At 70.6% G+C, this 13,804-nt stretch carries 9 protein-coding genes; 7 read left to right on the top strand and 2 right to left on the bottom strand.

What is annotated here, in order from left to right:
* Positions 1–403 precede the first annotated feature (403 nt).
* From ACZ4Z2_RS20045 to ACZ4Z2_RS20060, 4 genes are read left to right on the top strand one after another with little or no spacing between them, the layout of a single operon-like run.
* Entirely contained in the window at positions 404–778 is a 375-nt protein-coding gene (locus ACZ4Z2_RS20045) for a DUF6507 family protein (RefSeq protein WP_468077770.1), read from the top strand.
* Positions 778–3,252 (top strand): hypothetical protein, encoded by a 2,475-nt coding sequence (locus ACZ4Z2_RS20050; RefSeq protein WP_468077772.1) that lies wholly within the window; start codon positions 778–780, stop codon positions 3,250–3,252. Before ACZ4Z2_RS20045 ends, ACZ4Z2_RS20050 begins: the two co-directional genes overlap by 1 nt.
* A gap of 12 nt (positions 3,253–3,264) precedes the next feature.
* Positions 3,265–4,125, top strand: coding sequence for an immunity 49 family protein (locus ACZ4Z2_RS20055; RefSeq protein WP_468077774.1), 861 nt, complete (start codon positions 3,265–3,267; stop codon positions 4,123–4,125).
* Complete coding sequence (locus tag ACZ4Z2_RS20060) at positions 4,122–5,549, top strand: DUF6177 family protein (RefSeq protein WP_468077775.1); 1,428 nt, start codon at positions 4,122–4,124, stop codon at positions 5,547–5,549. Before ACZ4Z2_RS20055 ends, ACZ4Z2_RS20060 begins: the two co-directional genes overlap by 4 nt.
* A gap of 10 nt (positions 5,550–5,559) precedes the next feature.
* Here the strand turns inward: ACZ4Z2_RS20060 and ACZ4Z2_RS20065 are convergent, their stop codons facing one another.
* Both ACZ4Z2_RS20065 and ACZ4Z2_RS20070 read right to left on the bottom strand, forming a co-directional pair.
* Complete coding sequence (locus ACZ4Z2_RS20065) at positions 5,560–6,279, bottom strand: response regulator (protein WP_468077777.1); 720 nt, start codon at positions 6,277–6,279, stop codon at positions 5,560–5,562.
* Positions 6,276–7,595: a sensor histidine kinase gene (locus ACZ4Z2_RS20070; protein WP_468077806.1), complete on the bottom strand. Its 1,320-nt coding sequence runs from the start codon at positions 7,593–7,595 to the stop codon at positions 6,276–6,278. The genes ACZ4Z2_RS20065 and ACZ4Z2_RS20070 overlap by 4 nt, the downstream gene beginning before the upstream one ends.
* A gap of 520 nt (positions 7,596–8,115) precedes the next feature.
* Between ACZ4Z2_RS20070 and ACZ4Z2_RS20075 the strand changes: the two genes are divergently transcribed.
* The 3 genes from ACZ4Z2_RS20075 (at position 8,116) to ACZ4Z2_RS20085 (ending at position 13,508) form a co-directional block, all read left to right on the top strand.
* Positions 8,116–9,000: an ABC transporter ATP-binding protein gene (locus tag ACZ4Z2_RS20075; protein ID WP_468077779.1), complete on the top strand. Its 885-nt coding sequence runs from the start codon at positions 8,116–8,118 to the stop codon at positions 8,998–9,000.
* Positions 8,997–11,705: an ABC transporter permease gene (locus tag ACZ4Z2_RS20080; RefSeq protein WP_468077781.1), complete on the top strand. Its 2,709-nt coding sequence runs from the start codon at positions 8,997–8,999 to the stop codon at positions 11,703–11,705. The genes ACZ4Z2_RS20075 and ACZ4Z2_RS20080 overlap by 4 nt, the downstream gene beginning before the upstream one ends.
* A 378-nt stretch (positions 11,706–12,083) precedes the next feature.
* Positions 12,084–13,508, top strand: coding sequence for a Tat pathway signal sequence domain protein (locus tag ACZ4Z2_RS20085; RefSeq protein ID WP_468077783.1), 1,425 nt, complete (start codon positions 12,084–12,086; stop codon positions 13,506–13,508).
* Positions 13,509–13,804: the final 296 nt, after the last annotated feature.

The following is a 13,804-nucleotide window of genomic DNA, read 5'->3' on the forward strand; positions in this document are numbered from 1 at the left end:
AGGGGACCTTGTCGGCGGCGGTCATGACCTCGGCGCCTTCGTCGACGACGACCGTGATGCGCGGCCGGTCGGGGGTGGGGGTCCAGGTGTCCTGTCCCTATCGTCAAGGCTGCCTGATTTGGTCGCGATACGGGCAGGACGGATGGCTGTGCCTGGACAGCGCGCGAGTGCGATGGCATATCACGGCTCGTCCACTGAGCCCAAGAGTGTGCGTGTACCTGTTCCAGGCCCTGACTGGTCTCAGCCTCCTGCCGTGGTGCGATGTTGTGCCTGCAGTGGCGTACGCGAGAGCATGTTCGATGATCGATAGGACGTAGGTCTTGTCGGGACACTCGGTGCGGCGGCGAGAACTGGCGCTCTGCATCGGGTGGCTCTTGGCGTGTACGGGGGTTGGGAGAACGGTGTGACGGGGTGGGACATAGACCCGGTCGGGGTGCGCGGTGTTCTGGAGACGTCAGGTGCGCATGCGGAGAACCTGTCGGGGGCTGGTTCGGCGGCTCAGGGGAATCTGGAGGAGGCCGCTTCGGCGGCGGGGATGATCACCAGTCAGTACGGGCCGTACACGAGCACGGTCGGGGTGGTTGGTTCGGCGCTGGGGGAGTTCCTGCAGCGGTGGAGCCATGACCTGCTCTATGTCGCCAAGCGCACGTCCAAGTCGCTGAGCGGGGCGGCCGAGGCGACCGGGCACTATGTCGAGGGTGACCTGGACCTGGCGGCGAACGCGCAGCGTGAGGCGGCGAAGGAGCCGAAGGTCGATCTGCCCGGACAGGGGCAGTGATGGCGGACGAGGCGAATCTGATCGACCCGTCCGGGATACCGCAGTTCCTCGGGGATCTGTCCACGCTGGGTATCGATGTGATGCTGCTGTACGCGAACGCGGGCCAGTTCCGCGCCTCGGGTGCGGATGTGCACACCACTTTCCAGGGCCTGTCCGCCTTCTACCAGGCGCCAGAGGCGTATGACCTGTTCTCGTCCACCCAGTTGGTGAAGACGAAGACGGACGCGTTCGCGGACGATCTGGAGAAGGTCGCCGCAGCGCTCGACGAGTACAGCGTCACGGTCCAGCCGCTGGTGGAAAAGTTGGCGACGCTCAAGGCGGATGCCCGGGCGTTCGTGGATTCCGTCGCCGGGGACGACGAGTGGCGCAAGGACAAGGACAACGTCGACACCAACAACCGACTGTGGAGCGACGTCAACCACACGGTCGCCGCCTTCCAGGCCGCCGAGCGCGCCTGCCACAACAAGATCACCGCGCTGGTCGGCGGTACGAAGCTCACCGTCGACGACGGTTCGCACGGCGAGAACATGTACGGCTACCGGGCTGGCGACCTCGATCACGCCGAGGAGACCCCGTGGGGTTCGGCGGTCGAGCAGGAGTACGAGGGCTGGGACTGGTTCACGCACACGGCCGGGCAGGTGTGGGACGGCTTCTGGACGGACGGCGTGATCGGCACCGTCCACGGCGTCGGCACCCTGTTCGGTGCCGACGGCTCGGACGCGGCGGGTGAGGCGTGGAAGAGCCTGGCCCAGCTCGGCACCGCATCGGTCCTGACCGGTGCCACGGCTGGCACGTGGTGGCTGCTGCCCGACGACAAACTCCCCTCCTGGCTGCGTGATTCGCGCACCACCTACAAGCAGACCGTCAAGGGGTTCGTCGCCTGGGACACCTGGCAGACCAACCCGGCCCGCGCGGCCGGCACTGTCAGCTTCAACGTGCTCGGTCTCCTGGGCACCGAGGGCGCGGGCGCGGCGGCGACGAGCGCCGGCCGGACCGGGGCGGCGGCTCGCGCGGTGTCGGTGGTGGGCAAGGTGGGCCGGGCCGTCGACCCGTTCACGTACGTCGGCAAGGCGGGCAAGTTCGCCTACGTCAAGGTCGGCGACGCCTTCACCGCGCTGAAGAATCTGGACACCGGGGCCCAGCTGGACTTGGCAGGCAGCGGCGGCAGGTACACGCTGCCCGACCAGCCGACCCCGCACGCCGAACGCGCCGCCTCCGTCCCCGAGCACGCCGTCGAGTACGTCGACCAGGCGGGCAAACGCGTCTACCTCGACACCAAGACGGGCGACGTCCTCAACGCCGACGGCAGCATCCGCCAGTACGCGGACGAGGCCACGCACGAACTCTCCGCGAACGACCACACGGAGCTGAACAGCAGCCCCGCCCACGCGGACCGCACGCGCGACTTGGCCGGGGTCGGTGCCCGAGCTGAGCACGCCGGTGGCGGCAACGAATCCGGGTATTCCGATGCACATGCGGGTGGAGGCGGCAATGGGCCCGGCCCTCGTGGAGATCATGGGTCGGGTTCGGACGGATGGCAGGCGGGTGCCGGTGATGAACCTCATCCGGTGGGCAAGGATTGGTACGACCGGCTCGAGCCTCATCAGATCAAGGATGTGCAGGTCTACCGCGCGAACCATGAGCCAGGATATTTTGAGAAATACTATCGAGAGAATGGCCGCAGGCTTCGCGTGGCCGTTGCGGACGAGAGCGGTTATCCGCCGCCTCATCTGAAGAAGGATCCGAACAATCCCGGTTCATGGATCGCGGCGACCGACAAGCCGCCCCCGTTTCCTGAGAAGTATGTTCCCGGCTCAAAGATTGACCGGGCGCCGGATACCGTGCCCACCGACAGAGGGCTCGACAGCATCAAGGACGCTGCTCACCAGCGGCACGTATCAGTCCAGGCGGATAACGCGTGGCATGAACCGGTGCGCACGGCAAAGGGGGCATATGAAGCCGCGCCGACCCCCGATAACCTTCGCGCTTACGAGGAGGTGAAGGCGGGACACGCCCCGTTCCATGAGCAGATGAGTGTGGACAGTGAGGCGTTCGGTGAGGCTGTTGCCCGGCATCATGTGATCCCCGAGCATTATCCGGGTTACCAATGGGAAAAGCTCTCGGGTCCGAAGAACGGGAATGACCAGTTTGATCAGCTGTGGAGTCATACCGACAAGAATGGGGTCAAGAAGTTCGTTGTCATCGAGGCCAAGGGGAGTAGTGGACTGGACCTCGGAAAACGAGAACTCCCCAACGGATTTGATGCCCGCCAGGGTTCGAAAGAGTACTTCCAGGATATCCTGAGAAAAATGCGCGAGCGAGGGCTTGACGGCGACACCAAGGAGATGCGCCTCTACCGCGAACTGAGGAAATCTCTCAGGCAGGGAAATGTTGAATATGTCCTGGTCAAGGCAAAGTCGACTGCCTCGGGCGAGTATGCTGGCTACGCGAAGTGGACATTCGATATCAGCTGACGGGAGCACTACGTGACGGCGCGTGTAGCGCGACACGCCAGGCCGGGGGCACCGGACAAGGCTGCCCTGAAGGACCTGGCGGAGGACCTGGAAGGCAGCGTCGACGACCTCGGCCAGTCGCCCTCCGGGTTCGGTCTGGCCATGGATGAGACGCTGACCTTGTTTCAGGCCCGTGCTGTGCTCGATCCGGCTGCGGCGGAGCTGGAGACGTGGGAAGCAGCCGTTTCCGCAATGCAGGTCGGAACAGCTGCTTTCATGGCGGCACAGGCAACGGATGGTGTCGTTGAGTGCCGGATCATGGATGAAGTTCGCGCCATTGCGGCGACAGGGCCGCAGTTCTATGCGAATGCGGGTAACTGGCTGACGACTCTTTGGTTTGTCATCATCTGCCGGGACCAACAGCGTATGGATGCCATGTGCCAAGTCCCTGTCGAGTTGCTCAGGGCGTCTGGAGCACATGGCGACGAGTACGTCTATCACTGGGTTGACGCGCTTCAAACGTACTGGCTTGAACATCCCGGACTGGTCGAGAAAATGCAGGCGGCGATTACTGCCTCCTACCCCGAGATTGCCACCATCGCGCCACGAGATCTTCTTCACAACGTCCTGTATCAACCCATCAATCTCTTCTCCCACTTCTTGCGTAAGGATCACGAAGGTTTCAACGCCGCGCTGGTCGAGGCATTGGAACTGCATAAGACCTACTGGACCGCCACCGCGGAACGGGTCGCCGACCTCAACGGGGTCATTGCTCTCGGCCCGCTTGCCATCGCCTGTCTCGCCTACGACGCCGGATTCCCGATCGAAGTCGAGTCCGAGTACCTCCCCAAGGAGCTCCTGGAGCGCTCTTGGGTCGGCGAGTTCGAAACATGACCAAAGACGTCATCGCTCTCACCCCGAAGTTGCCGGACACCCGCACTCTGCTCGCCGGCCTCTTCGCCGGCGGCCCCGACCTGGGGCTGACCTCCACCGGTGACGGCGGCGTCCTCCAACTGTGCACCCGCGTCGGCCGTCCCCTGGTCTCCGTCGAGGCACCGCTCCTGATCCACATACCCGGCGAAGCGGAACGCCTCCTCGGCGGTGATGTGTCCGCACCCTCGCCGCCCTACTGGTGGACAGAGGCCCGCGCCTCGACCGCCGTACCCGAGGCAGAACCCCTCGCGGGCTCGGTGTGCGGGCGCCTGACCACGCTGCTCGGCGGGACGGTGTGGCCGCGCGCCGCGTGTACGACAGACGTGGTGACCATCTCTCAGGAGCAGCCGGCCGGTGACGCACAGGACGTCGTCGCTCCGTCCGCTCCCGACGTTCCCTCGGTCGATGTCCTGACCGAGTCCACCGCCGTCGTCATCTCCGACCGTCCCATCCTTGCCTTCACCACCTGGCTCTCCGACGTCCTGCGCACCGCGAGCGCCACCAACCGCGCCCTGCACCTGGTCACGCCACCCCATGCCCGGCTCACGCTCCCCCTGCGCATGGCGCTGCGGGGTGCCCCCAATCGGTGGGTGGTCCAGCACCCGGTCGGTGGTTACTACGACGGCCTGTCCGGGGTCCCCCTCGTCTGGCAGCAGGGCACGTTCATCCCGACCAGCACCACGGTCGCCGACGCTTTCACCCGGCAGGCCGAGCCCACCCCGGAACGTCAGCTGACCGTCACGTTCCGCACGGTCCACGCCCCCACCGCCGACCTGGTCCTAGGCCGTGGCCTGGAGGCTGCCTGGCGCCACCTGACGGGCGCGGCGCCGGTGGGCTGGAGCACGTCGGAGCCGGTCAACCTGCCCTGGTCGCCGCGCCAGTTGACAGACCTGGCCCGGGGCCGGTCACCGGACCCGACGCACCTGGTCGCGATCGGAGCTCCGGACCGTCCGTCCATCGCGACACTCCGCACAGCGCGTACGAAGGCCGGCGTCGCCCAGGACATCACGCTCACACTCGGCTACACGTCCGCTGCGGATGTTCCCCTGGAGGCCCTCGAATCTCTCGCCGCCGAGCTGGTCGATGAGCACGACCTGGTGTCGATGCTCACCACGCTCCGAGCAGCTCGCGCGGACCTGACGCTGACCCCGCGTCTGGAAGCCCCGCCCGTCCCGGTGTCCTTCACCCTCGGAGCCGGAGACGTCGATGCCATCGGTCTCACCCACGCCCGACGACCGCCCGTCGCCCTGCGCCCGCGACAACTCGGCACGCCCGCACATCCCGCCCTGCACTACGTCCTGGGGGACGGAACCGACGGCGACGCCTGGACCGTGCTCCGACACCTCACCACCCACCTCAAGGCCGCTCCTGGAGCAACAGGGTGAATCATCCGGATCAGGGGGCGGGAGTCGTGGAGTTCGGGGTGATCAGGCCCGATTCGTAGGCCGCTACCACTGCTTGGGCTCGGTCGCGGAGGTTCAGTTTGGCGAGGATTCGGGCCACGTGGGTTTTCACGGTGGCTTCGCTCAGGTGGAAGTGGGCGGCTAGTTCGGCGTTGCTGAGGCCCGTGGCCAGGGCGTGGAGGATCTGGCGTTCTCGGGGGGTGAGGGGCGTCAGGTCGCGGTGGAGGGCGGGGGTGTCCGGGGTGGGGGACAGGAAGCGTTCGATGAGGCGGCGGGTGATCGTGGGGGCCAGGAGGGCGTCGCCGGTGCGGGCCAGACGCACGGCTGCCACCAGGTGTTCCGGGGTGACGTCCTTGAGCAGGAAGCCGCTGGCGCCCGCCGTGAGGGCGTCGTAGACGTACCGGTCCAGGTCGAACGTGGTGAGCATGACGATGCGGGGCGGCGTCGGGAGATCGGCCGAGAGGATCTCACGGGTCGCCTCCAAGCCGTCCTTGCCCGGCATGCGGATGTCCATCAGCACCAGGTCCGGGTGGGTGCGGTGGACCGCCTCCACCGCCTCGTAACCGTCGGCCGCCTGCGCCACCACGTCCATGCCGTCCGCCGTGAGGATCATGCTGAAGCCGGTGCGGACCAGCGCCTGGTCGTCCGCGATGACCACCCGGGGGGAGGGAGGGGGAGGGGGAGCGGGGGCCTGTCCCGGGTCGGTCGTCATTCGGATTTCTCCGGGTGGCGCAGGGGGATCGCCGCTTCCACGCGGTAGCCGCCTGTGGGACGTGGGCCCGTCCGGAGGGTGCCTCCGTAGACCGCCAGACGTTCGCGGAGGCCCGGCAGGCCCCGGCCCGTGCCCGTGGCGGCCTCGGGGGTGGGGGTGCCGCCCGTGTCCGTCACCTCCACCCGGACCGCGGTGGGCATGTGGTCGACGGTGACCTCGACCCGGGCTCCCGCCGCGTGCTTCACCGTGTTCGTCAGGGCCTCCTGCACCACCCGGTACGCCGCGAGGTCCGCGCCGGGCGGCAGGGGGGACGTGAGCGACGGTGTCCCGGTGACGGTGAGATCCACCGGGACACCCGTTCCGCGTACGCGCTCCACGAGGGTGGGAACCTGCGCCAGGCCCGGTTGCGGGGCGAGGGGGGTGGGGTCCGGCGGCGTCGGCGCGGGGGGCGTCGTCGCGGCCGGTGCCTCCGTCGTCATCGTCAACAGGTGCATGACGTGGCGGAGTTCGGTCATCGCCGTACGGCCGCTCGCCTCCACGGCAAGCAGCGCCTCGCGGGCCTGGCCCGGCGCGGCGTCCATCACCTTGCGGGCCGCGCCCGCCTGGATCACCATCACGCTCACATTGTGGGTGACGACGTCGTGCAACTCCGCAGCGATACGGGAACGTTCGCGCTCCACGGCCAGCCGGGTCGCCGCCTCCTGCTCCTCCCTCAGGGTGTGCACGCGCTGCTTCCAGGTGTGGACCGCGTTGGCGCCCAGGCCCACGCCGAGCAGGGCGACGAACGGGATCACACCCGGAGTCAGGTACGGGAAGTTCTCCTCGGGGTACGCCGCGATCAGGCCGGCGCCCGCCACGAGGCTCGCGATCGCCCCCAGCCGGTGCGGGCTGTGAACAGCCGCGCCGTACGCCGCGATCACGCACGACAGGAACGTGTACACGGTCGTGTCGCCGGGGGCGCTGCGCTGGTTGAACAGCAACGTCGTACCGATCACCGCCCAGAACACCGCCAGCGGGAAGCGGCGTCGCAGGGCCAGGGGCAGCGCCGTCAGGGCCGCCAGGAGCAACTGCCAGAGGGGGAAGGGACCGAGGCCGGGATCGGGCGCGGGGGGCGCCCCCGGCAGGGGTGGTACGAGCGGTGGCACCGGCCCGGCTCCCGGGAGCGGTGCCTCCAGAGAGGCATGAGGCCCGGCTCCCGGGAGCGGTGCCTCCAGAGGGGCATGCGGCAGCAGCACCGTGCCCGTCCCCTGGCGGAACGCCGTGACCACCGTGCAGGCGGCCAGGAGGAGTGCCAGGGTCGTGTCGGCCGTCCACATCCAGCGGGAGGGGCGGGGGAGCGGGACCGGCGTGAGCACCGGGGAGAGGACCGAGGAGAGGAATGGGGGGAGGGACGAGGAGAGGAAGGCCGGCCGGGTGAGGCGTTTGAGGCGGCGGAGGGGCAGAGGTGAGGGGGACGGCCGTCGTGCCGCTTTGTGTTCCGACCGCCGTTGAGCGTTCGGGGTCCGGCTGTCGTCCGCGCTCCGGTCGGCGTTCGGCTGCTGTTCCCTGTTTCGCTTCGCCACCCGTTGTCGCTTTCTCGGACTCGCGAGCATCGCAGCGCCCGTGTCGTTGTCCCGCCGCCCCTGCGCCCAGTCTCGCAAGCGGGTTCGGGCGTCACATCCTTCTCCGCGTGGACGGGGGCCGCACGGGCTACATCCTCCGCGTACATCTCAGGGATGACGCCCCGGGTGGGTCCGTCGGGCGCGGCAGGCGGGGTCGTCGTCGTGGGTGACGACCGGGGGCACGGGTCTGCCTAGCGTCGTGGTGCGACATCAACCACCAGCCAGGGGAGGCCTCGTGGCATCGACCACGACCGCGAGTACGGCCACGAACGGGGCCGTCGCCGCGCCCGTCATCGACATCCGGGGGGTGAGCCGGGCGTACGGCCGTGAAGGGCCGCCCGCGCTCTCCGGCGTCACGTTGAGCGTGCGGGCCGGGGAGGCCGTGAGTGTCATCGGGCCCTCGGGGAGCGGCAAGTCGACCCTCCTCAATCTGATCGCCGGGCTGGACCGGCCCAGTTCGGGAAGCGTCACGGTCGACGGCGTACGGGTGGACGAGCTGAACGAGGCGGGGTCCGCGCGCTACCGGAGAGCCAAGATCGGCATGGTCTTCCAGTTCTTCAACCTGCTGGACGACCTGACCGTCGGCGACAACGTGTTGCTGCCGGCCCAGCTGGCGGGGATGCCCCGCGGCGAGGCACGGCGACGGGCCGCGAGCCTGCTGGAGTATCTGCGGGTCGACCGGCACACCCACGCCCATCCCGGACGGCTGTCCGGGGGCGAGCGGCAACGCGTTGCCGTCGCACGCGCCCTGATGAACCGTCCGGCGCTGCTGCTCGCCGACGAGCCCACCGGTGCGCTGGACACGGTGTCCGGCGAGGACGTACGGCGACTGCTCACCGACCTCAACGCCGACGGGCAGACGATCGTCCTCGTCACCCATGACCTGGGCCTCGCCCGTTCCTGCGCGCAGCGGACGATCGAGCTGGTGGACGGCCGCGTGGTCCGCGACGTGACCGCCGACAAGGACAAGGACAGGGACAGGGCCAGGGACAGGGACGGAGAGGGGGAGAGGGAGAGGGAGCGGGAGCGGGGGAGGGGTGGCGACCGGGGTGTAGGCGGGGGCCCGTGGGGCGGTTCCGGCCGTCGTCCGGGTGAGGGTGTGGCGGAGGTGGGGTGGTGAGCGCGCTCGGGCGGGTGGTGCGGGCCGGCGTGGGGCGGCGGCGGGTGCAGACCGCCGTCATGGTGCTGACGACGTTGATGGCCGTCACCGCCTCGGTCCTCGCGGCCGGGCTGCTGGTCGCGGCGCGGGCACCCTTCGACCGGGCGTTCGCCGAGCAGCGCGGGGCGCATCTGCTGGGGCAGTTCGACGGTACGAGGGCCTCCGCCGAGGAGGTGGGGGCCACCGACGAGGCCCCGGGGGTGGTGGCAGCCGCCGGGCCGTTCCTGAGTCTCTCCGTACGGCCGCGTACCGCATCGGAATCGGAGTTCGTGCCCGCCGGGGTCGATCTTCCGCCGTTGACCGTCGTCGGGCGGGCCGACGCCGCAGGGCCGGTCGACCGGGTCGAACTCGTCGAGGGCGCCTGGCCCGTCCGGGCGGGGCAGATCGCGGTGGCCGAGAGCGAGGTGCCGGTGCGGATCGGGGGCCGCCTCACGGTTCCCGGCGCGCCGGGCAGTCCCACGCTGACGGTGGTGGGGATCGCCCGGTCGGTCACGGGCACCGCGGACGCGTGGGTCACCCCCGCACAGGCCGAGGCGTTGACGGGGGCCGACCCGGGCGGGGGGCCGGGCGCCTCAGGTGGGGGCGGTGCCGGCAGTGCGGGCGGTGCCAGCGGTGCCGGCGGTGCCGGCGGTGCCCGCGATGCTGGCGGTGCTGGCGGTGCCGGCGGGGCTCGCGATGTGGGTGGTGCCGCTGGATCGGCCGGCGGTGCGGGCGGTGCGGGCGGTGCCGGCGGGGCTCGCGATGTGGATGGTGCCGCTGGATCGGCCGGCGGTGCGGGTTCCGCAGGGGTTGTCTCGTACTCGTACGAGATGTACTACCGCTTCCGCCACGCCCGTACCGACGCCGACGTGGCCGCCGGGCGGGCCGCGGTCGCCGGTGCCGTTCCGGAGGGGGTGATGACCGGGACGCGGTCCTATCTCACGGTGAAGCAGGAGCAGACGGCGAACGCGATGGCGTTCGTGCCGTTCCTGGTGGCCTTCGGGGGGCTCGGGCTGTTCCTGTCGGTCCTCGTCATCGGGATCGTGGTCGGCGGTGCCGTGGGGGCCGCGACGCGCCGGATCGGTGTGCTCAAGGCGCTCGGGTTCACTCCCGGGCAGGTCGTACGGGCCTACGTGGCGCAGGCGGCCTTGCCGGCGGCCGTCGGGTGCGTGCTCGGGGTGGGGCTGGGCAACGCGCTGGCCGTGCCGGTGCTCGCGGAGGCGGGAGACGTGGTCGGGGCCCCCGCGACGACCGTCCCGGTGTGGGTCGACGTGGTGGTGCCGGGGGCGGCGCTCCTCCTGGTGGCGGTCGCCGCGCTCGTCCCCGCGCTGCGGGCGGGACGGCTGCGGACGGTCGAGGCGATCACTGTGGGGCGTACGGTCGGCGGGCCCGGCCCGGGAGCCGGACGGCTCGGGCGGTTCGCGTCGGGGTTCGCGTCGGGGTTCGCGTCGCGCTCTGCCGTGCGGTCGGCGTCGCGGATCGCCTCGTGGGTGCCTCTGCCGAGGGCGGTCGGGCTCGGCTTGGCGTATCCCTTCGCGCGGCCGGGGCGGTCGCTGGTGGCCGCGGCGGCGGTCGGGTTCGGGGCCGTGTCCGTCACCTTCGCGGTGGGGCTGGCGCTGACGTTGGGCGCGGTGCAGGAGGGCCGCCTGCTGAACTCGGCCGCCGACGTGGTCGTCGAGGCCGGTGGCGGACTGGGGCCGCCCGGTGCGGATGTCGTCCGGGCGGGTGGTGCGGGGCAAGAGGACGGGGTGAAGGCCGATCCGGCGGCCGTGGCCGATGTGCTGCGGGCGCAGGAGGGCACCGCCCGGTTCTACGGCACCGCCCAGGCCCAGGTGACGGCGTCCGGGATCGCCGGGCCGACGACCGTCGTCGCGTACGAGGGTGACTCGGCCTGGGGTGCTCCCCGGACGGTCTCCGGGCGTTGGCTCGACGGAGCCGGGGAGGCGGTGGTCACCGAGCGGTTCCTCGATGCCGCCGGCATCGGAGTCGGGGGCACGGTGACCCTCATGGACGGTGGACGGCGGGTCCCGGTACGGATCGTCGGGGCGGCGTTCTTCACGGAGGGCGACGGCATGGAGCTGCTCACCACGACCGCCACCCTCGCCGAACTCGGGCTCGGAACCGAGGCCCGGCCCGGACAGTTCCACGTACGGACCGAACCGGGCACCGATCCGGCGCGGTACCTCGACTCGCTGAACGGCGCGCTGGAGGACGCCGACGCGGGCGCCGTCGCGCTGGCCGGCACCCCCGGCAACTCCGGCGTGATCGTGGCCATGGACGCGCTGATCGGGATGCTCACGCTGATGCTGGTCGCGGTCGCGGGGCTGGGCGTGCTCAACACGGTGGTCCTCGACACCCGCGACCGGGTTCGTGACCTCGGCGTCTTCAAGGCGCTGGGGATGACGCCCCGCCAGACCGTCGCCATGGTCGTCACCTCGGTCGCGGGGGTCGGTCTGCTCGCCGGCGTGGTGGCGGTGCCCGTCGGCGTCGCCCTGCACCGTGCCGTCGTCCCCCTCATGGGCGAGGCGATCGGCATGTCCGTACCGGCCGCCGACATCGCCGTCTACGACCCACCGGTCCTCGCGCTCCTCGCGCTGGGCGGGCTGGTCCTCGCGGTGGCGGGCGCCCTCCTCCCGGCCGGCTGGGCGGCACGGGCTGGGACGGCGACGGCGCTGCGGACGGAGTGAGGGGCGCCGAGGCGGCAGACGGAGGTGAACGGCGGGGGCACGCACCGGCGACGGGTCGGTGCCCCCGGTCCGCCGGGCGAGGAGTGCTCAGTTCGAGCGCTGGACGACGAGTGCTCAGTTCGAGCGCCGGGCGACGAGTGCTCAGTTCGAGCGCCGGGCGACGAGTGCTCAGTTCGAGCGCTGGACGACGAGTGCTCAATCCGAACACCGGGTCACGAGAGGCGTGCTCCGGGCAGTCGACCGCCGGCCGTGCCCAACCGGCCCGCGCGTCAAAGCCGTTGACCCGGGTCAGGAGCGCCAGCACAATGAGCGCGCGCGCTTTGAGAGCGCTCTCAAGCGGCAGGTGCCGCCTGATGTCCCGCACTCCGAGGGAGAACCATGACCGGCAGACCTGGTCCGACCCCCAGTCGTCGTACGCTGCTCGGCTTCGGCGCGGCGGCGCTCACCGCGGCCGGCCTCTCCGGCGCCGGACTCTCCGGTACGGCCCACGCCGCGTCCGGGGGCTCGGCCGGGCAGGAGCCCGGCGCCGCCGAGGCCACCGGCGTGTCGGCCCGGCGTCGTGCGCAGCTCTTCCTCGCCGCCGCCATGGACGCCTACCCGGACCACGGCCCCGTCCGTCTCACCCAGAGCTACACCGACCAGGCGAACCTGTTCAGCACAGCCTTCACGTACGACAACGCGCTCGCCATCCTGGCCCACTTGGCGGTGCGCACGCGGGACGGCGAGGCCCGGGCCATCGCACTCGGGGACGCGCTGATCTACGCCCAGACGCACGACCCGGCGTACGACGACGGGCGGCTGCGCCAGGCGTACAACGTCGGCCCGTACGTCTTCTTCGACGGTGTGCCGCAGCCGGACGGGTTCGTGCGGGCGGACGGGACCGCCAACGTCGGCACCCAGTTCGGCTTCACCGGCACGGCCGTCGGGGACATGGCGTGGGCCGGCATCGCGCTGAGCGCGCTGGCCCGCCGGACGCGGGCCCGGCGGTTCCTCGCGGCGGCCGTGCGGATCGGGGACTGGATCGAGCGGACCGGCCGTACGGACGAGCCCCTCGGCGGCTACAAGTTCGGTGTGAACGGGGCGAACGAGAAGCTGCCGTTCACGTCGACCGAGCACAACACGGACCTGGTCTGCCTGTTCGGACGCCTCGCCCGGCTCACCGGCGACCGGGTGTGGCGGGAACGCGCGGCGCGGGCGGAGGCGTTCGTGCGGCGGATGTGGGAGCCGGCGGGCGGCTTCTTCTACACGGGCACCAACGACGGGGTGACCGTCAACGAGTCCCCCGTTCCCGAGGACACCCAGACCTGGACCCACCTCGCGCTCGACTCGCGCCGCCACTCCCGTTCCCTGGACTGGGCGGCCGGCGAACTGGCGGTCCTGGACCACTCCGAGCGGCGCAACAGCACGGTGCCCGCCGGGCAGTCGTACGAGGGGGTCACCTTCAGCTCCGCGAGCCTCGTCGCCGACGAGGACAAGCCGATCGCCGAGTTCCAGCCGAAGCCGGACCGCAACGGCGTGTGGTTCGAGGGAACCGCCCATCTGGCGCTCGCCCTCCGTGACCGGGGGGCGCGCGGCGACGAGTACCGCGCCCGGCGTCTGCTCGACTCCCTCGAACGCGCCCAGGACCACCTCGGCACCGGCCAGACCGTCGGCGGCCGGGCTCTTCCCGAACGCTCCGGCATCGTCTCCGCGAGCAGTCCCCTCGACACGGGCTTCGGCTTCGGCTACTACCCGTACCGGCACACGGGTGCGACGGCCTGGTACCTGATGGCGGCGGTACGGGCGAACCCGCTGCGGGCGTGAACCGGTCCGGGAGACGCCCTGCCTCGGCGCGGGAACCGGTCTCCTGATCGGTTTGCTCCGCCGGTCCGCCGGTCCGCCGGTCCGCCGGGTCGGACAGGAGGCTCGCATGCTGAAGGGGACCAAGGTCGGGCTCAGGCCCGGCACGAGGACGACATCCCGGTGCTGCGGACCTAGCTCCAATGCCGGTGACTTAAGTGGTTTTGTCTCGTTGTCGTTCGTGTGGCGAGGGTGGGGCAGGCCAGGACGCCTGCGGGTGAGCGGTTGTCGGACCGGATCGCTGTCGGGGTGCTGACGCA

This window comes from Streptomyces sp. NPDC030183, assembly GCF_055573455.1.